This window comes from Methylobacterium oryzae, assembly GCF_021398735.1.
GTDB lineage: Bacteria > Pseudomonadota > Alphaproteobacteria > Rhizobiales > Beijerinckiaceae > Methylobacterium.
On record NZ_CP090349.1, the window covers coordinates 4,201,968 to 4,218,780 of the forward strand.

Here is a 16,813-nt window from a genome sequence, read left to right on the forward strand (position 1 = left end):
AAGCAGACCAGCAGCGGCACGCAGACAGATGTCGCGCTGCCCTGGGTCGCTTCGCTGCGCTCGCGATGACGGTCGGCTACCGCTTCCGGGCCGGCCCCGGCCGCCGCGGCGATGACCGGGCCCGCGCCGGTGCGGGCGATGGCTCGACCTCGCCTTCGAACAGTTCGTCCGTCTCCTGCGGCGGCACCGGCGCCGGCTTCGGCTGGGGCTTCGGGACGGCCCGCACGCGCGGTCGGGGCTCGGGATCCGGCATCGAGACCGGTGGCTCCATCGCCGCCAGCAGCGGCATCGGCGGCGGCTCCTTCCGCGGGCGCCCGCGCGGCTTCTTCTCGGGTTCCGGCTTCGGGTCGAAGGCGTGCGTCAGGACCTTGCGCATGAGGCCGGGCAGCGGTTCGTCCGCGAGGGCGCCGCGCGGCGTGAAGCGCATGCCGGCCGGAGCCGGCGTCGCCAGCGCGACGCGGGCCACGAACACCGTCAGCTCCAGGGGAAAATGCGTGAAGCCGTGGCGGACGAGGCCCGGGAGCCGCTTCCACCGCGCGTCGAGGGGCGCGTCCAGCAGGGCGGCGGCCACGTCGTAATCCGGCTCCCAGGCGCTCCCCGGCGGCTCGGCCATGTTGCCGAGCAGCCCCTCGGGGGCGCGGGTCCGCAGCAGCACCGCCTCGTCGCCGCTGCGGATCGCCACGAAGGCGGCGCCGCGGCGGAGCGCCCCCTTGGCGACCCTGATCTTGCGCGGGAAGGTCTCCTGCGTGCCGAGCGACCGCGCCCGGCAGGGCCGCATCCACGGGCAGAGCGCGCAGGCGGGGCGCTTGGGCGTGCAGATCGTCGCGCCGAGATCCATGAGCGCCTGGGCGAAGTCGCCCGGCCGCTCCTGCGGGACGAGCGCCTGCGTCAGGCGGCGGATCTCCGGCCGGCTGCCCGGGAGCGGCGCCTCCACCGCGTAGGCCCGGCTCAGGACCCGCTCGACATTGCCGTCGACGGCGGCCTCCGGCCGGTCGAACGCGATCGCGGCGATCGCGCCGGCCGTGTAGGCGCCGATTCCCGGGAGCTTGCGCAGGCCCTCGGCGGTGTCGGGGAAGCGGCCGCCGGCCGCCGCGACCGCCTTCGCGCAGGCGTGCAGATTGCGCGCGCGGGAGTAGTAGCCGAGGCCGGCCCAGGCCGACATCACCGCCTCCTCGGGGGCCTCGGCCAGGGCGAAGATGTCGGGGAAGCGCGTCAGGAAGCGCTCGAAATACGGCCGCACCGCCGCGATGGTGGTCTGCTGCAGCATCACCTCGGACAGCCAGACCCGGTAGGGATCGGGGACCGCGCCGGCAAGCGCCCGCCAGGGCAGCACCCGCCGATGCCGGTCGTACCAGGCGAGCAGGTCGTCGGCGCGCGGTCCGGGACCGGCTTCAGGATCCGTGGCTGTGCGAGGCGGCATGGGCGGGTCGACAGGGGTCGCGCTGCATAGCCGGAGCGCCGCGGCGATCATAGGGCGGCGAAAGCGCCGGCGCGTGCTCCCTTCGTCAACCATCCTGCGCTAACCTTCGCGGATCCACGGGGCCGGAACCACCATGGCGCGCGTCAAACCGCTGGCCGAACTGATCGAGAGTTGCATCGGGCCGGCCTTCGCGGCGCAGGGTTTCGCCTCGACCGACATCCTGGCCGCGTGGCCGGAGATCGTCGGCGAGCGGCTGGCCCGCTACTGCCGCCCGTCCAAGCTGGAATGGCCGAAGCGCCGCCGGAGCGAGTCCGCCGCGCCCGAATCCGGCACGCTGGTCGTGCGCGTCGAGGGCGTCTTCGCGCTCGAGTTGCAGCATCTCGCGCCGGTGGTGATCCAGCGGATCAACGCCCATTACGGCTGGGCCTGCGTCTCCCGGATCGTGCTGCAGCAGGACCGGGTCGGGCGCGCCGGCCGGGCGCCCGCCCGGGCGCGGGTCGATCCGGCCGCCGCCGTCGAGGTCCAGCGCGCCGTGGCGGGAATCGCCGATGACGGCCTGCGCGCGGCCCTCGACCGCCTCGGCACCGCCGCCGTGGCGACGCGCCCGGAGCGGTGAACGGTCGATTCGGTCACCTTGCCAGGACGGTCGCGCCCGAGTACCGGCATCCGGACGCCACGACTGATCAATCCGGCGGAGCCTGCCCGATGACGACGCGACGCGACGCTCTCAAATTCTCCGGCCTCGCCCTCGGCGCCGGCCTCGCCCTGCCGTATCTCGGACGTCCCGCCCGGGCGCAGAATTCCGAGATGGCGGCCCTGCTGCAGCCGGGACCCCTCGGCGATGTCTGGCTCGGCCCGGCGGACGCCAAGTGCACGATCATCGAGTACGCCTCGATGACCTGCTCACACTGCGCGGCCTTCCACCGGACCACGTGGCCGACCCTGAAGGAGCGCTACATCGACACCGGCAAGGTGCGGTTCACGCTGCGCGAATTCCCCCTCGACCCGCTGGCCACCGCGGCCTTCATGCTGGCGCGCTGCCAGGGCGATGCCAAGTACTACCCGATCACCGACCTGCTGTTCGATCAGCAGGCGGCCTGGGCCTTCACGCCGAAGCCCGTGGACGCGCTGGAGCAGATGCTCCGACAGGCGGGCTACAACAAGCAGACCTTCGAGGCCTGCCTGAAGGACCAGAAGATCTACAGCGCGGTCAACGCCGTGAAGCAGCGCGGCCTCGACGTCTTCAAGGTGGATTCGACCCCGACCTTCTTCATCAACGGCGAGCGCTACACCGGCGAGATGACCGTCGAGGGTATGGAGAAGGTGATCAAGCCGATCATCGGCGCCTGATCGACCCGCCGGGGCCTCGCGCGCGGCGCGGCTCCGGCGCATCGCACAAAGTTGGAATACCAAACTAAAATCAATTACTTACGGTGTATGGGGTTCGCCTTGACACTCAAGATAGGCGAAACTATGGTGCGCCCCGCTTGCTGGGGGTGTCCAGCCGGTTCCACAGCCTCCCGCCCGACGAGTTTTGAGCCGTGAACGGCGACGATCCGAGGGACGGGAGAGGGACCGAGCAGACGCCGACGGACAGCGAACTCTCCGCGAGGCTCAGACGTCTCGAGACGCAGATCGAACGGAAGCGGCCGCAGGCTGCTCCCGGTCATTCCACGCGCCCTCGGAACGGCGGGCCATCCTCGCTGGGCCAGGCCATGACGCTCTCCACGGAGTTCGTCGCGGGCGTGATCGCGGGGGGCATACTCGGCTGGATCGTCGATCATGTCTTCGGGACGAAGCCCTGGGGCCTGATCGTCCTCCTGATGCTGGGGTTCGTCGCGGGGGTCTACAACGTGATGCGGGCGTCGGGTTTCGCCGGCGCGCGTCCGGGACGGCGCGATCGGCAGGAGCCATAAGGCGCGCCGGTCAGTGGGGAATGTGGGGCGGCCGACACCCGTCGGCGCGCCGGACAAGAAGGGCGGAAGCGGGAATGGCGGTCACGATCGACCCGATCCATCAGTTCGAGCTGAAGCCGCTCGTGTCGCTGGGCCATATCGGCCACCAGCAGCTCGCGTTCACGCAGTCGGCCCTCTACATGTTCGCCGCCGTCGGCGTGATCGCGCTCATCACCATCGTGGCGACCGCGTCCCGCTCGGTCGTTCCGGGCCGCATGCAGTCGCTGGCCGAGATCTTCTACGAATTCATCGCCGACACAGTGCACCAGGCGACGGGCGACGGCGGCAAGCGGTTCATGCCGCTCGTGTTCTCGCTGTTCATGTTCGTGCTCGTCCTGAACCTGTTCGGGATGATCCCCTACGCTTTCGCGGTGACCAGCCACCTGATCATCACCTTCGGCCTCGCCGCGCTGGTGATCTCCACCGTGGTGATCTTCGGCGTGATGAAGCACGGCACCCACTTCTTCGGCCTGTTCGTGCCGTCGGGCGTGCCGAAGCCGCTCCTCGCGATCCTGGTCCCGATCGAGGTGATCTCGTTCATCTCGCGCCCGATCAGCCTGTCGGTCCGTCTGTTCGCCAACATGCTGGCCGGCCACATCGCGATGAAGATCTTCGCGTTCTTCGTGGTCCAGCTCCTTCTCGCGGGCGCCTGGAGCGTGCTATCGCCGCTCCCGCTGTTCCTGACGATCGCGCTGACCGCTCTCGAGTTCCTCGTTGCGGCGCTTCAGGCCTACGTCTTCGCGACGCTGACGGCGATCTACCTCAACGACGCCCTTCACCCCGGCCACTGATCGGCCGGCTCCACCCGCCGCAAACGTCACCGCACGTTTCGATCTGAAGAGACCTCAGGAGTTACCATGGATCCCGTCGCTGCGAAGTACATCGGCGCCGGCCTCGCCTGCCTCGGCATGGCGGGTGCGGGCATCGGCCTCGGCAACCTGTTCGGTCAGTTCCTCGCCGGCGCCCTTCGCAACCCGTCCGCGGCCGACGGCCAGCGCGCCACCCTGCTCCTGGGCTTCGCCCTCACCGAGGCGCTCGGCATCTTCTCGCTGCTGATCGCGCTGCTGCTGCTCTTCGCCGTCTGATCGGCGCCGGAGACCGCGGTCCCCGCGGTCTCCTCACGGGCCCCGGCCCGATGAACGGGTGGACGCTCCCGCGACGGGGCGTCCGCCTTCGTCCGTCACCGCGCCGGCGGTGGCCTCAGCGAACGGTGTCAGTGTAGCGGTCTCATGGCGCAGCCCAATCCCCTCACCACGCCGCCCCCGGGCGCCGACACGCAGGTCGTGCCGGGCCATGTCGAGCATACGGAAGCGCATTCCGGCGCCTTCCCGCCCTTCGAGACCTCGGGCTTCCTGGCGCAGCTGATCTGGCTCGCCCTGGCCTTCGGCCTCCTCTACTACCTGATGGACAAGATCGCGCTGCCGCGGATCCAGTCGATCCTGCACGCCCGCGCCGAGCGCCTGCGTGCCGACCTGGACCAGGCGCAGGCGATGAAGGCCGAGGCGGATGCCGCCGGCGTGGCCTTCGAGACCGCCCTCCGGGACGCCCAGGGCAAGGCGCGCGACATCGCGCAGACCACCCGGAACGAACTGGCCGCGGAAGCCGAGACCAAGCGCAAGGCGCTGGAGGACGAGCTGAACGCCAAGCTCTCTGCCTCCGAGGCGACGATCCGCACGCGGACCGAGGCCGCCATGGGCAACGTCCGCTCGATCGCGGGTGAGGCCGCGTCGGCCATCGTCGAGCGTCTGACCGGGCAGGCCCCGGACCGGACGAGCCTCGACCGCGCCCTCGACGCCACCGCACACTGACGGGATCCCACGATGCTGCTCGAAGCCGAATTCTGGGTCGCCGTCGCGTTCGTCATCTTCATGGGCATCGCCTGGAAGGCCGGCGCCTTCTCGACGATGCTCAAGGGCCTGGACGGGCGCGCCAACCGCGTCCGCCACGAGCTCGACGAGGCCAAGCGCCTGCGCGAGGAGGCCGCCGCCGTGCTGGCCGACTACAAGCGCCGCCGCGCCGAGGCCGAGAAGGAGGCCGAGTCGATCGTCGCCGGTGCCCGCGAGGAGGCCCAGCGCGCCGCCGAGGAAGGCCACCGCAAGCTGGACGATTTCCTGGCCCGCCGCACCAAGGCCGCCGAGACGAAGATCGCCCAGGCGGAAGCCCAGGCCGAGGCTCAGGTCCGCGCCGCCGCCGCGGAGGCCGCCGTGAAGGTCTCGGAGACGATCCTGCGCGAGCGGATGCAGGGCGACGCCGCCCAGAACCTGATCCGCGCGAGCCTCGGCGAGGTGCGGACCCGCATGCGTTCCTGATCCGGACGCAGCAGCGCGACGTTCACGAAAGCCGCCTCCGGGCGGCTTTTTTCATGGTCGACGGCCCCCGTCGGCCGACGCGATCCCGCCCGGCGCGGGATCGGGGGACGGGCCGCGCAGGACGCGCTTCCGACGCCGGGCGGAATCGGCGCGCGCCGCGGCGAACATCGAGGCCGTGACCGGCGTTCCCGACCCGTGAGGATGCGGAGACGTCATGGCGGAGAGACCACGGATCGTGATCGTCGGCGGCGGCGTCGCCGGGATCGAGGTGGCGACCAGCCTCGGACGCGGCGGCCGGGCCGACGTCACCCTCGCCGATCGCAGCCTCTCGCACGTCTGGAAGCCGATGCTGCACACCTTCGCGGCGGGTACGGCCCGGGCCGACCGGCAGAAGGTGGATCTCTTCGCCCAGGCGCGCCGCAACGGCTTCCGGTTCCAGCCCGGCGCCCTCGTGGGCATCGACCGGGCGGCCAGGCGCGTCCGGCTCGCGGTCGAGGCCGCGGAGGGGGTTCCGGAAGTGGAGCGCGCCTACGACCTGCTGGTGCTCGCCATCGGCAGCCGCGCCAACGATTTCGGCACGCCGGGCGTGGCCGAGCATTGCCTGACCATCGACGACCTGACCGAGGCCGAGCACTTCCACGAACAGCTGCGGTGCCATCTCCTGGCCCGGCTCGACGGCGGCGGCCTGCTGGAGATCGCCATCGTGGGCGGCGGTGCGACCGGCGTCGAGCTGGCCGCCGAGCTCAAGCACGCCATCAACCTCTTCGCGGCCTACGGCTCGCCCGACCTGCCGGGGCGCCTGCGCCTGACGCTGATCGAGAGCGGGCCGCGCCTGTTGCCGGCCTTCCCCGAGAAGGTGTCGCGCGCCGCCGCCCGCACCCTGTCGGATCTCGACGTCGAGGTCCGGACCGGCGCGACGGTGACGGCCGCGGACGCGGACGGGTTCATCCTGAAGGACGGCCGCCGCATCCCGGCCGGGCTGAAGGTTTGGGCCGCCGGCGTCAAGGCGCCGGACGTGCTCGCCGGCCTCGACGGCCTGGAGCGCGCGCGGGCCGGGCAACTCGTCGTCTGCCCGGACCTGCGCACGACCCGGGATCCGGCCATCATCGCCCTCGGCGACTGCGCCAGCCTCACCGACTGCCGGACCGGCCACCCCGTTCCGGCAACCGCGCAGGCCGCACGCCAGCAGGCGCAGCATCTCGCGCGCCATCTCGGCCGCGCGCTGGCCCGCGGGGATTCGCCCGACGCGGACCTGCCTCCGTTCCACTATGCCGAGAAGGGCGCGATCGTCTCGCTCGCGGATTTCAACGGCTGGGGCACGCTCGGCCGCTACACGTTCGGCGGCGGGCGCCTGAACGGGCTCTCGGCGCGGCTGACGCACGACCTCCTCTACCGGCAGCACCAGATCGGGCTCTACGGGCCGCTGCGCGGGACGATGACCTGGGTCCTCGACGATCTCGACCACCTGATCAGCCCGCCGGTGCGGCTCGACTGAGGCGGTCGGCGCGGATCCGTCGTCGCGGGCGACGCGCGGTGCCGCCCGGCTGCCCGGTCCTCGGCCCAAGTTCTCGGTCTCAGTCCGGACGTTCGCCCTCGACCGCCTTGGTCTCCTCGACCTCGGGGGCGACCTGCCCGTAGTTCAGCACCGCCACCAGCGCCACGCCGCCGAACGTGTTGCCGAGCAGCGTCGGAAGGAAGAACTTCACCGCGTAATCGTGCAGCGAGGCGGCGCCCGTGACCACGAGGTAGAAGGCCTCGACGGAGCCGGCCACGATGTGGGCGAGGCTGCAGAGCGCCACCAGCCACGTCATCAGGAGGATCACGAACGGCGCCGCGCTGGCGGTGGCCGGCAGGAACCAGACCATCAGGGCGATCATCCATCCGGCGAAGACGGCCTTGATGAAGGTCGCCCAGAAGCCGTGCGCGATGGCGTCGTGGCTGATCTCCGCGAAGGCCCGGAGGACCGGAGGCTCGAAGGCGCCGGAATAGGCCAGCAGCGTCGCGATCGCGAGCGTTCCCAGGATGTTGCCCGACAGCACGATCATCCAGAGCCTGACGACGCGGAGCGCCGTCTTCACGGAGCGGTCGTGCAGGAGCGGCAGGATCGGCGTGATGGTGTTCTCGGTGAAGAGCTGCTGGCGCCCGAGGACGACGACCAGGAACCCGACCGCGTAGCCCATCGAGCTGACGATCTTGGCCCAGTCGGTCTCCGGGAGATGGCTTCGCAGCACGCCCGGCACGATCAGCGACAGGGCGATGCTGAGCCCGGCCGCGAAGGCGGAGAGGAACAGCGCGAGGCCGTGGCGGCGCAGCTCCTCGTCGCCCTCGAGCCGGATGACCTCGTGCAGGACGTAGGCGTCGGGCCGGCCGATCTCGGAGACTTCCTTCAGCAGTTCGTCCCGGCGCGTCTCGGGGTCGGCCCGCTTGTCCTTGTCCCGCACCATCCGACAGCTCCGCTACGCAACACGATCGATCGGACGGGACAGGTCAGGCCGAGAGCCGCGCCAGCAGGGCCTCGACGGCGCCGCGCGCCTCGGCGAGGGCCTCCGGGTCCCGGCTGCGCACGACGATCCGGTTGCGGAAGCCCTCCGGCGTGATCGCCGGGTACGAGCCGATGGAGACGGCTTGCCGCGCCCTCGCGATCTCGCCGAGGCCGCCCGCGTAGCTGCCCTCCGGGAGGCCGGCCGCCTCGATCGTCTCGGACAGCATCGCGGCGCCGCCCGTCAGCGTCGGGGCGATCGAGTCCAGCATGGCCTGCATGATGCTGGGCACGCCGGCCATCACGTGGACGTTGCCGATGCGGAAGCCCGGCGCCTTCGAGACGGGATTGGCGATCAGGTCGGCCCCGAACGGGATCCGCGCCATGCGCAGGCGGGCCTCGTTGAGATCCTCGGGTTTGTGCCGCTCCAGCAGCATCGCCCGGGCGCGCTCGTCGACGTCGATGCCGACCCCGAAGGCCTCGGCCACGCAGTCGGCGGTGATGTCGTCGTGGGTCGGGCCGATCCCGCCGGTGGTGAACAGGTAGGTGTAGCGGGCGCGCAGGGCGTTGACCGCCTCGACGATCATGGCCGCCTCGTCGGGCACGATCCGCACCTCGCGCAGGTCGATCCCGGCGGCGGTGAGGAAGTCGGCGATGGTGCCGATATTCTTGTCCTTGGTGCGACCCGAGAGGATCTCGTCGCCGATGACGAGGATCGCGGCGGTGACGGATTCGGAAGGCTGGCTCATGGAACTCTGGCGTCGGGCGGGTCCTGCAGGCAGATAGCGCGACCGCGGCCCGCGACTACGTGAACCCCGGAGACCCCATGCAGTTCGCCGCGCCGCTGGTGCCGGGACGGCTCGTGCAGCGCTACAAGCGCTTCCTCGCCGATATCGACACCGATGACGGCCGCGTCACCGTTCACTGCCCCAATCCCGGAGCCATGCTCGGGCTCAACACGCCGGGTGCGCGCGTGCTGCTGTCGCGCTCGAGCAACCCCGCGCGCAAGCTGCCGCTCACCTGGGAGCTGGTGGAGGCCGACCTCCCCGGCGGGGCGCAGTGGGTCGGCATCAACACGATGCGGCCGAACGCGCTCGTGGCCGAGGCCTTCCGGGCCGGCGCGATCGCGGCGCTCGACGGCCACAACGCGCTGAGGCCCGAGGTGCGCTACGCGGCGGCCAGCCGGGTCGACTTCCTCGCGAGCGGCGCGGCTACGGGGCCATGCCACGTCGAGGTCAAGAACTGCCACCTGATGCGGCGGGCGGGCCTGGCCGAGTTCCCGGACTGCAAGGCGGCCCGCAGCGCCCGGCACATGCGCGACCTGGCGCAGGTCGTGGCCGAGGGCGGTCGCGCGCTGGTGGTCATCGTCGTGCAGATGCGGGCCGAGGCCTTCGACGTCGCCCGGGACATCGATCCCGCCTTCGACCGGGCGTTCCGCGAGGCGCGCGCGGCGGGCGTGGCGGTCCGCGCCTATCGCTGCGCCGTCGCGCCGGAGGGCGTCGCCATCGCCGAGGAGATCCCGGTGATCACGCCGGCCTGACGGCGCCGCGCTCGAACATCAGGTTGAGACGCGAGCGCGCGATCTCGCGGTAGCCGTAGCGCCCCAGATGCCGCAGCAGGTCGAGCTGCCACTGGCCGGTGCCGTTCTCGACCAGCAGGATCCGCGGCAGGAGCGCGTCCGGCGCCTCGCGGAGGAACGGCTCGAGGATCAGGTCCTCGGCGCCCTCGACGTCGAGCTTGATGGCGTCGACGCGGTCGAGGCCCTCGCTGCGCAGCAGGTCGAGGAGCGTCACCGCCGGCACGGTGATCCGCGCGCCCTCGTTGGTGCCGACGATGCGCAGGCTCGACTCGCCGCGGTTGCGCGGATCGATGAACAGGGTCAGCTCGCCGGCCTTGTCGGCCACCGCGCAGGCGACCGCCTTGACGGTGTGGAACGGGTTCTGGGCGATGTTGTAGGTCAGGCGGTCGAACACGTCCGGCTGCGGCTCGACGGCGACGATCCGCGCCCCCGGCCCCGAGAACGCGGCCACGCAGAGGGCGTAGGCGCCGACATTGGCGCCGATGTCGAGGAACACGCAGTCCCGCGGCAGGCGCTCCTGCAGCAGCGCCCGCTCCTCCGGGTCGAAGAACTGCGGGGTGAAGAGCACCTTCTTCTCGCAGTTGTTGTTGTACGGGTGCAGCCGCATCCGCGCGCCGTAGCGGGTCACGTCGAGGGGCTTGCCCCCGAGGCGCGCGATCGCGATCCGGCGCAGGAACAGCGCGAGGCGCCGCCCGTACCAGGACTCGGCCGGGATCCGGTTCGTGCGGCGGGTGATCGCCGCCACGAGGCCGGACGGTTCGTAGGTGCCGTAGGGCTGCGTGTCCGTCATGACCGGGGCGGTTTGCCAGCCGGCGCTCCGACCCGCAAGCGGATCGATCCGCGTTGCTCCCGCGCGTCCGGGTGGTCTAAGCCGTGGCCGAGCTTGATGAACACAGGTTGCGTGGCATGGAGACCTTCAATTCCGACGGCGTGCGGATCGCCTATATCGACGTCCCGCCGGCGGACGGTCCGGGCAAGCCGATCCTGCTGATCCACGGATTCGCGTCGAACCACGCGGTCAACTGGGTCAACACCCAGTGGGTGAAGGCCCTGACCCAGGCCGGCTACCGCGCGATCGCGCTGGACAACCGCGGCCACGGCGAGAGCGAGAAGCTCTACGACCCGGCCGCCTACAGCTCCGAGGCGATGGCCGGCGACGCGATCCGGCTCCTCGACCATCTCGGCATCGCGCGCGCCCATGTCATGGGCTACTCGATGGGCGGCCGGATCACCGCGCATCTCGCGCTCGACCACGCGGACCGGGTGCGCTCGGCCCTGATCGGCGGCCTCGGGATGCACCTGATCGAGGGCAAGGGCCTGCCCTCCGGCATCGCCGAGGCCCTGGAGGCGCCCGCCGGGACGCCCGCGCCCAACCCCACGGCGGCGGCCTTCCGGATGTTCGCCGAGCAGACCCGGAGCGACCTGCGGGCGCTCGCCGCCTGCATGCGCGGCTCGCGCCAGACGCTCAGCCGGGGCGAGCTCGCGCAGATCGAGGTGCCGGTCCTGGTCTCGGTCGGGACCCTCGACACGGTCGCGGGCTCGGGGCCGGCCCTCGCCGCCCTGATCCCGGACGCCCGGGCCCTCGAGATCGAGGGCAAGGACCACTCCACGGCGGTCGGCGCCAAGCCGCACCGGGACGGGGTGCTGGCCTTCCTGGCCGCGCAGCCCTGAGGCCTCAGCTCTTCAGCCGGTAGCCCGTGCGGAAGATGTAGGTCACGAGGCCGAGGCAGATCACCAGGAACAGCGCGGTCATGCCGAGGCTGACCGCGATGTTCACGTCCGCCTTGCCGAAGAACGCCCAGCGGAACCCGCTGATCAGGTACACGACCGGGTTCAGCAGGCTCACCGCGTGCCAGAACGGCGGCAGCATGCTGATCGCGTAGAAGCTGCCGCCCAGGAAGGTGAGCGGGGTCACGACGAGGAGCGGGACCAGCTGCAGCTTCTCGAACCCGTCCGCCCACAGGCCGATGACGAAGCCGAACAGGCTGAACGTCACCGCGGTGAGCAGCAGGAAGCCGATCATCCAGAGCGGGTGGTCGATCCGCAGCGGCACGAACAGGGCCGAGGTCGCCAGGATGATCAGCCCGATCAGGATCGACTTCGAGGCCGCGGCGCCGACGAAGCCCAGCACCACCTCCAGCGGCGAGATCGGCGCCGACAGGATCTCGTAGATCGTGCCGGCGAAGCGCGGGAAGTAGATGCCGAACGAGGCGTTGGAGATGCTCTGCGTCAGCAGCGAGAGCATGATCAGGCCGGGCACGATGAACAGCCCGTAGGGCACGTCGTCGACCGCCGAGACCCGGGAGCCGATCGCCGCGCCGAACACCACGAAGTACAGGGTCGTCGAGATGACCGGGGCCAGGATGCTCTGCCCGGCGGTGCGCCAGAAGCGTCCCATCTCGAACAGGTAGATGGCCCGGATCGCCGGCCAGTTCATGCTGAACGCCGCGCTCATGCCTGTGCCCTCTCCTCGCGCACGAGGCCGACGAAGATGTCCTCCAGCGAGCTCTGCTCGGTGTGGAGGTCGTTGAAGCGGATGCCCGCCGCCGCGAGGCCGGTCAGGAGCCCGGTGATGCCGGTGCGCTCGGCGCGGGTGTCGTAGGTGTAGACCAGCTCGGTCCCCTCCCCGCCGAGCGCCAGGCCGTAATCGGCGAGTTCCGGCGGTACGGCGGCGATCGGCTGCTGGAGGTGGAGCGTCAGCTGCTTGCGCCCGAGCTTGCGCATCAGCGCGGCCTTCTCCTCCACGAGGATGATCTCGCCCCGGCGGATCACGCCGATGCGGTCGGCCATCTCCTCGGCCTCCTCGATATAGTGGGTGGTGAGGATGACGGTGACACCCTGCTGGCGCAGGTCGCGCACGAGGCGCCACATGTCCTGGCGCAGCTCCACGTCGACGCCCGCCGTGGGCTCGTCGAGGAACAGCACCCGGGGCTCGTGCGACAGCGCCTTGGCGATAAGCACCCGCCGCTTCATGCCGCCCGACAGGGTCATCAGCCGGCTGTCGCGCTTGTCCCAGAGGGACAGCGCCCGGAGGATCCGCTCGATATGCCCGGGATCCGGCCGCAGCCCGAACAGGCCGCGGGAGAAGCTCACGGTGTTCAGCACCGTCTCGAAGGCGTCGGTGGTGAGTTCCTGCGGGACGAGCCCGATGGCCCGGCGCGCGGCGCGGTAATCCGCCGCGATATCGTGGCCGTCGACCAGGACGGTCCCCGCACTCGCGGTGACGATCCCGCAGACGATGTTGATGAGCGTGGATTTGCCCGCTCCGTTCGGACCGAGCAGCGCGAAGATCTCACCGCGCTCGATGGCGAGGTCGATGTCACGCAGGGCTGTGAAGCCGGACGTGTAGGTCTTCGACAGCTTCGAGATGGAGATAATCGGCATCAGAGCCTGGTGCGAGCGGGAGCGTGCACGGGTCCGGCAGCCATGCTCAGGCACCGGACACGCGAGGGGCCGGCCGAGCGGGACGCCTCCGGCGGCGGGCGCCCCTATAGCATGGTGAATGACCGGCGCTGACCGAGCCCGTGTGCGCCACCGCACCGCGAGGGCGCCCGCGGCTCACCGGCGGCCGAGGCGCTCCGCCAGCGCGAGGCACTCCTTGCGGAGATCCGGATCCTCGATGCGCGAGAACGCGGTCAGCAGGGCGGCGCATTCCGCGGCGCTCGGGCCGCCGGCTGCCGGGGACCCCGGCGGCCCGCGGAAGATCGAGACCGGGACGTTCAGCGCGTGGGCGATCTGGCGAAGCAGCACTTCCCGCTCGTGAGCGGAGTTCGCCGTGCCGTCGAGATCGAATCCGCCCGCGTCCGTCATGATCTCTTCGAAACCAGTCCTTCGGCCGAGCTCGGATGCACGGGATGCCCACAGACGCTGCTCACGCGGCGCGCGGCACGACCATCCACACTTTCTCGGCGGGTGCAACCTACCGTTATGGTATCAGCTTGGCAGGGCCGCACTGTCCAGAACGCGCGGACAGCCACCCCGGACCGAGATCTTGTGCCGCTCATCTGTAATCGGCGAAGTCGGTTCAGCCTCCGTTCCGAATCAACATCCAGAAATACAATTGCCGGTAGCATGGTTCCGGCATTAGGCCGCTCGCCGAAGCGTGATCAGCGCGGCCAGGCCGATCAGGGTCGCTGCACCGAGGATCCGGCGCCAGGGATTCACGCCGCGCAGGAGCTCGTCGATCGCCCACCATGTCAGCGCGATATCGGCCCCGAAGGACAGAGAGGAGGCCGGCAGCCAGGGGGCCAGCTCTCCCCTGTCCCGGGCCAGCCAAGCCGCGAGGCTCAGGCCCGCGAAGAGCCAGAGCGGCAGGTTCGGCCACTGCGCCACGGTGATCGCGCCGGTGGTCCTGTCGCGAAACATCCAGTCGACGGCCCGCCCGAAGGTTGTGCGCGGACGTGGAGACATGGCTCGAACCTTCGTGAGTTCCGGCCGGCGCAGATCGTGCCGCCCCGCCGGACCAGAATGAGCCGACGGCTCCGGAAGAGGCGTTAACACATCGGTAACGTTAGCGAACGGAAACCGTCGGTAAATCCCTAACGGATCCTGAAAGGACTCGCGAAAAATTCGTTAATCTGGTGATCATCGGTCATCGGAACGGCGGCCAACCAGCCGAACATCGAGAATCGATCATGAGCGCCCGTCTCGAAGACCTGAAGTTCATGCTGACGCTCAGCGCCGTGGTCCTGCTCGGCAGCGGCCTCGACGTCATCCTGCGCTGATTGCGCCGGTCAACCCGGCGCGCGGCACCGCGCCCCCGGACGTGAAGGCGCGTCCGAGCGCCGCGCGGGCGGCCGACGGCCGAGCCTCCGGAGCACCGCCCCGGCCGGTCGTGTACGGGACGGCGATCAGCCGCGCGGCAGCGTCCGCGGGACGGCGCATTCCCCCGGTCTCGACAATCGGGATCTGTCCGGAGCGAAGGAAGCTCCGCAAGTCCGCGGCCCGCGCCCGCCGCTCCGTCCGCATCTTGAGCACGGCGATCACGAGGCCGGCCAGCCCGGCCGCCTCCAAGAACGCCGCGACCACGTAGCCCGCAGCCATCCGCTTCCACCAACTGTATCGAGGAGAGGCCGCCCTCGCGGCGGTCGCCACCGATCTGCGGGGTCATGGTTAGCGGGGCCTTAACGGCTGCGTAGAAGTCCGCAGATCGCGCCGGCGTCGACACTCGCCGCCCGCGACCGGGGCGCGGTGCGAGCCTTTCCCGTGCCACGACGATCGGGCGCCGCGCAGGGTCCGCGCGTCGCGCCCGGGAGTCCCTTCGGGAAGCCGTGACGCTCCGCGGGGGCGCTACCACATGTCGAGGGCGACGCGGGCCTCGTCGGACATGCGGCTCTGGTCCCACGGCGGGTCGAAGACCATGGTCACCGCGCAGGACTGGACCCCCGGCACGGCGGACACCGCGTTCTCAACCCAGCCGGGCATCTCGCCCGCGACCGGGCAGCCGGGCGCCGTGAGGGTCATGTCGATCGCGACGACGCGATCGTCGCCGATATCGACCTTGTAGATCAGCCCGAGCTCGTAGATGTCGGCCGGGATCTCGGGATCGTAGACCGTCTTCAGCGCCGCGACGATGTCGTCGGTCAGGCGGTCCAGTTCCGCCTGCGGGATCGTCGAGTCGCCGGCGACGTCGGGGGCGTTCTTGCCGCCCGTGATGGTGGCGTCGGTGCTCATCGCTTCACTCTCCCCGGGCCCGCGCGGGCGGGACCAGCCTCATCCCAGTATCAGGTGAACAGCATTTCTGCTCTGCCGAGCGCCTCGGCAAGGGCATCGATCTCGGCGGTCGTGTTGTAAAGCCCGAACGAGGCGCGGCAGGTCGAGGTGACGCCGAAGCGGTTGAGCAGCGGCATCGCGCAGTGGGTCCCGGCCCGCACCGCCACGCCCTGCCGGTCGATCACCGTGGCGATGTCGTGGGCGTGCGCACCCTTCATCTCGAAGGCGATCACGCCGCCCTTGCCCGGTGCGGTGCCGATGAGGCGCAGGGAATTCATCGCGCCGAGGCGCTCCTGCGCGTAGGCCGTGAGCTTCGCCTCGTGGGCGGCGATCGCGTCGCGCCCGAGATTCATCATGTACTCGAGCGCGGCGCCGAGACCGACCGCCTCGATGATTGCCGGGGTGCCGGCCTCGAACCGGTGGGGCGGATCGTTGTAGGTGATCGCGTCCTCGCTGACCGTCCGGATCATCTCGCCGCCGCCCTGGTAGGGCGGCAGGCGCTCCAGCCATTCCTTCTTGCCGTAGAGCACGCCGATTCCGGTCGGGCCGTAGACCTTGTGGCCGGTGAAGACGAAGAAGTCGCAATCGACCGCCCGCACGTCGACCGGCTGGTGCACCGCGCTCTGGGCCCCGTCGAGCAGGACCGGCACGCCGTGGGCGTGGGCGATGCGCACGATCTCGGCGGCCGGCGTCACCGTGCCGAGCACGTTCGACATGTGGGTGATCGCCACCATCTTGGTGCGCGGCGAGAACAGCTTCTCGTACTCCTCGATAAGGAAATTGCCCTGGTCGTCGACCGGGGCCCACTTGATCACGGCGCCCCGGCGCTCGCGCAGGAAGTGCCAGGGCACGATGTTGGAGTGGTGCTCCATGATCGAGAGGATGATCTCGTCCCCCTCCCCGATCAGGCCGGCCCAGCCCATCGACGAGGCCACGAGGTTGTAGGCCTCGGTGGCGTTGCGGGTGAAGATGATCTCGTCCGTCGAGGCGGCGTTGAGGAACTGGCGCGTGGTCTCGCGCGCGCCCTCGAAGCCCTCGGTGGCGGCGTTCGCCATGTAGTGCAGGCCGCGATGGACGTTGGCGTAGCCGGTCTCCATGCAGGAGACCATCGCGTCGATCACCTGCCGGGGCTTCTGCGCCGAGGCGGCGTTGTCGAGGTAGACGAGCGGCTTGCCGTAGACCTGCTGCGACAGGATCGGGAAATCCTTCCGGATCGCCTCGACGTCGTAGGCGGGGGTGAGGACGGGTGCGTTCATGGTCGCGACCTTCCGAAGACTTCGCCGATCCCGGGAACAGCCCTCATCCTGAGGTGCCGGAGCGAAGCGGAGGCCTCGAAGGAGGCCTCCAGCTAGCGTTGCG

21 protein-coding genes are annotated in these 16,813 nt (G+C 70.6%); 10 read left to right on the forward strand and 11 right to left on the reverse strand.

What is annotated here, in order from left to right:
- Positions 1 to 76 precede the first annotated feature (76 nt).
- Positions 77 to 1,420, reverse strand: coding sequence for an A/G-specific adenine glycosylase (mutY, locus tag LXM90_RS20030; protein ID WP_043712675.1), 1,344 nt, complete (start codon positions 1,418 to 1,420; stop codon positions 77 to 79).
- Between the two features lie 133 nt (positions 1,421 to 1,553).
- Between mutY and LXM90_RS20035 the strand changes: the two genes are divergently transcribed.
- The 8 genes from LXM90_RS20035 to LXM90_RS20070 all read left to right on the forward strand — a co-directional run bounded on the left by LXM90_RS20035 (position 1,554) and on the right by LXM90_RS20070 (position 7,179).
- Positions 1,554 to 2,036 carry a DUF721 domain-containing protein gene (locus tag LXM90_RS20035; RefSeq protein ID WP_020093391.1) on the forward strand — a complete coding sequence of 161 codons (483 nt, stop codon included), beginning with the start codon at positions 1,554 to 1,556 and terminating at the stop codon, positions 2,034 to 2,036.
- Between the two features lie 89 nt (positions 2,037 to 2,125).
- A complete protein-coding gene (locus LXM90_RS20040) occupies positions 2,126 to 2,770 on the forward strand; it encodes a DsbA family protein (RefSeq protein ID WP_020093392.1) in 645 nt (214 codons plus the stop codon).
- 191 nt (positions 2,771 to 2,961) lie between these two features.
- On the forward strand, positions 2,962 to 3,336 hold the full coding sequence (locus tag LXM90_RS20045; protein ID WP_026604967.1) for an AtpZ/AtpI family protein: 375 nt from the start codon (positions 2,962 to 2,964) through the stop codon (positions 3,334 to 3,336).
- Between the two features lie 74 nt (positions 3,337 to 3,410).
- Complete coding sequence (locus LXM90_RS20050; RefSeq protein WP_020093394.1) at positions 3,411 to 4,166, forward strand: F0F1 ATP synthase subunit A; 756 nt, start codon at positions 3,411 to 3,413, stop codon at positions 4,164 to 4,166.
- Positions 4,167 to 4,232: 66 nt separating this feature from the next.
- Positions 4,233 to 4,460: a F0F1 ATP synthase subunit C gene (locus tag LXM90_RS20055; protein WP_007566773.1), complete on the forward strand. Its 228-nt coding sequence runs from the start codon at positions 4,233 to 4,235 to the stop codon at positions 4,458 to 4,460.
- A 144-nt stretch (positions 4,461 to 4,604) separates the two neighbouring features.
- Entirely contained in the window at positions 4,605 to 5,183 is a 579-nt protein-coding gene (locus LXM90_RS20060; protein WP_020093395.1) for an ATP synthase subunit b 2, read from the forward strand.
- A 15-nt stretch (positions 5,184 to 5,198) separates the two neighbouring features.
- A complete protein-coding gene (locus LXM90_RS20065) occupies positions 5,199 to 5,684 on the forward strand; it encodes an ATP F0F1 synthase subunit B (RefSeq protein ID WP_170855147.1) in 486 nt (161 codons plus the stop codon).
- 214 nt (positions 5,685 to 5,898) lie between these two features.
- The gene (locus LXM90_RS20070) at positions 5,899 to 7,179 is read left to right on the forward strand and encodes an NAD(P)/FAD-dependent oxidoreductase (RefSeq protein WP_234081020.1); all 1,281 of its coding nucleotides are present in this window, start codon (positions 5,899 to 5,901) and stop codon (positions 7,177 to 7,179) included.
- A 79-nt stretch (positions 7,180 to 7,258) separates the two neighbouring features.
- Here the strand turns inward: LXM90_RS20070 and LXM90_RS20075 are convergent, their stop codons facing one another.
- Complete coding sequence (locus tag LXM90_RS20075) at positions 7,259 to 8,128, reverse strand: formate/nitrite transporter family protein (protein ID WP_020093398.1); 870 nt, start codon at positions 8,126 to 8,128, stop codon at positions 7,259 to 7,261.
- 43 nt (positions 8,129 to 8,171) lie between these two features.
- A complete protein-coding gene (locus LXM90_RS20080) occupies positions 8,172 to 8,912 on the reverse strand; it encodes a competence/damage-inducible protein A (protein WP_020093399.1) in 741 nt (246 codons plus the stop codon).
- 77 nt (positions 8,913 to 8,989) lie between these two features.
- Here LXM90_RS20080 and sfsA point away from each other — a divergent pair, with 77 nt between their 5' ends.
- Positions 8,990 to 9,703 carry a DNA/RNA nuclease SfsA gene (sfsA, locus tag LXM90_RS20085; protein WP_020093400.1) on the forward strand — a complete coding sequence of 238 codons (714 nt, stop codon included), beginning with the start codon at positions 8,990 to 8,992 and terminating at the stop codon, positions 9,701 to 9,703.
- Here sfsA and LXM90_RS20090 read toward each other — a convergent pair.
- Positions 9,690 to 10,532, reverse strand: coding sequence for an FkbM family methyltransferase (locus LXM90_RS20090; RefSeq protein WP_020093401.1), 843 nt, complete (start codon positions 10,530 to 10,532; stop codon positions 9,690 to 9,692). The genes sfsA and LXM90_RS20090 overlap by 14 nt on opposite strands.
- A gap of 116 nt (positions 10,533 to 10,648) precedes the next feature.
- Here LXM90_RS20090 and LXM90_RS20095 point away from each other — a divergent pair, with 116 nt between their 5' ends.
- Positions 10,649 to 11,413 carry an alpha/beta fold hydrolase gene (locus LXM90_RS20095; protein ID WP_020093402.1) on the forward strand — a complete coding sequence of 255 codons (765 nt, stop codon included), beginning with the start codon at positions 10,649 to 10,651 and terminating at the stop codon, positions 11,411 to 11,413.
- A 4-nt stretch (positions 11,414 to 11,417) separates the two neighbouring features.
- On the opposite strand, the gene LXM90_RS20100 is transcribed toward LXM90_RS20095, so the two are convergent.
- From LXM90_RS20100 to LXM90_RS20130, 7 genes are all read right to left on the reverse strand, one after another.
- Complete coding sequence (locus LXM90_RS20100; protein ID WP_042673785.1) at positions 11,418 to 12,179, reverse strand: ABC transporter permease; 762 nt, start codon at positions 12,177 to 12,179, stop codon at positions 11,418 to 11,420.
- 14 nt (positions 12,180 to 12,193) lie between these two features.
- Complete coding sequence (locus LXM90_RS20105) at positions 12,194 to 13,129, reverse strand: ABC transporter ATP-binding protein (protein ID WP_026604968.1); 936 nt, start codon at positions 13,127 to 13,129, stop codon at positions 12,194 to 12,196.
- 171 nt (positions 13,130 to 13,300) lie between these two features.
- The gene (locus LXM90_RS20110; RefSeq protein WP_020093405.1) at positions 13,301 to 13,552 is read right to left on the reverse strand and encodes a hypothetical protein; all 252 of its coding nucleotides are present in this window, start codon (positions 13,550 to 13,552) and stop codon (positions 13,301 to 13,303) included.
- A 273-nt stretch (positions 13,553 to 13,825) separates the two neighbouring features.
- Complete coding sequence (locus LXM90_RS20115; protein ID WP_042673770.1) at positions 13,826 to 14,152, reverse strand: hypothetical protein; 327 nt, start codon at positions 14,150 to 14,152, stop codon at positions 13,826 to 13,828.
- A 300-nt stretch (positions 14,153 to 14,452) separates the two neighbouring features.
- Positions 14,453 to 14,770: a hypothetical protein gene (locus LXM90_RS20120; protein WP_234081021.1), complete on the reverse strand. Its 318-nt coding sequence runs from the start codon at positions 14,768 to 14,770 to the stop codon at positions 14,453 to 14,455.
- Between the two features lie 261 nt (positions 14,771 to 15,031).
- The gene (locus LXM90_RS20125) at positions 15,032 to 15,415 is read right to left on the reverse strand and encodes an SUF system Fe-S cluster assembly protein (RefSeq protein ID WP_020093409.1); all 384 of its coding nucleotides are present in this window, start codon (positions 15,413 to 15,415) and stop codon (positions 15,032 to 15,034) included.
- A gap of 50 nt (positions 15,416 to 15,465) precedes the next feature.
- Complete coding sequence (locus LXM90_RS20130; RefSeq protein WP_020093410.1) at positions 15,466 to 16,710, reverse strand: cysteine desulfurase; 1,245 nt, start codon at positions 16,708 to 16,710, stop codon at positions 15,466 to 15,468.
- Between the last annotated feature and the right edge of the window lie 103 nt (positions 16,711 to 16,813).

Excerpts from the sequence above, each read along its gene's own strand:
- LXM90_RS20060 (WP_020093395.1), top strand. The coding sequence starts at position 4,605 with ATGGCGCAGCCCAATCCCCTCACCACGCCGCCCCCGGGCGCCGACACG.
- sfsA (WP_020093400.1), top strand. The coding sequence starts at position 8,990 with ATGCAGTTCGCCGCGCCGCTGGTGCCGGGACGGCTCGTGCAGCGCTAC.
- LXM90_RS20090 (WP_020093401.1), bottom strand. The coding sequence starts at position 10,532 with ATGACGGACACGCAGCCCTACGGCACCTACGAACCGTCCGGCCTCGTG.
- LXM90_RS20040 (WP_020093392.1), top strand. The coding sequence starts at position 2,126 with ATGACGACGCGACGCGACGCTCTCAAATTCTCCGGCCTCGCCCTCGGC.
- LXM90_RS20115 (WP_042673770.1), bottom strand. The coding sequence starts at position 14,152 with ATGTCTCCACGTCCGCGCACAACCTTCGGGCGGGCCGTCGACTGGATG.
- LXM90_RS20035 (WP_020093391.1), top strand. The coding sequence starts at position 1,554 with ATGGCGCGCGTCAAACCGCTGGCCGAACTGATCGAGAGTTGCATCGGG.
- LXM90_RS20095 (WP_020093402.1), top strand. The coding sequence starts at position 10,649 with ATGGAGACCTTCAATTCCGACGGCGTGCGGATCGCCTATATCGACGTC.
- LXM90_RS20130 (WP_020093410.1), bottom strand. The coding sequence starts at position 16,710 with ATGAACGCACCCGTCCTCACCCCCGCCTACGACGTCGAGGCGATCCGG.
- LXM90_RS20080 (WP_020093399.1), bottom strand. The coding sequence starts at position 8,912 with ATGAGCCAGCCTTCCGAATCCGTCACCGCCGCGATCCTCGTCATCGGC.
- LXM90_RS20070 (WP_234081020.1), top strand. The coding sequence starts at position 5,899 with ATGGCGGAGAGACCACGGATCGTGATCGTCGGCGGCGGCGTCGCCGGG.
- LXM90_RS20100 (WP_042673785.1), bottom strand. The coding sequence starts at position 12,179 with ATGAACTGGCCGGCGATCCGGGCCATCTACCTGTTCGAGATGGGACGC.
- mutY (WP_043712675.1), bottom strand. The coding sequence starts at position 1,420 with ATGCCGCCTCGCACAGCCACGGATCCTGAAGCCGGTCCCGGACCGCGC.
- LXM90_RS20110 (WP_020093405.1), bottom strand. The coding sequence starts at position 13,552 with ATGACGGACGCGGGCGGATTCGATCTCGACGGCACGGCGAACTCCGCT.
- LXM90_RS20075 (WP_020093398.1), bottom strand. The coding sequence starts at position 8,128 with ATGGTGCGGGACAAGGACAAGCGGGCCGACCCCGAGACGCGCCGGGAC.
- LXM90_RS20050 (WP_020093394.1), top strand. The coding sequence starts at position 3,411 with ATGGCGGTCACGATCGACCCGATCCATCAGTTCGAGCTGAAGCCGCTC.
- LXM90_RS20125 (WP_020093409.1), bottom strand. The coding sequence starts at position 15,415 with ATGAGCACCGACGCCACCATCACGGGCGGCAAGAACGCCCCCGACGTC.
- LXM90_RS20055 (WP_007566773.1), top strand. The coding sequence starts at position 4,233 with ATGGATCCCGTCGCTGCGAAGTACATCGGCGCCGGCCTCGCCTGCCTC.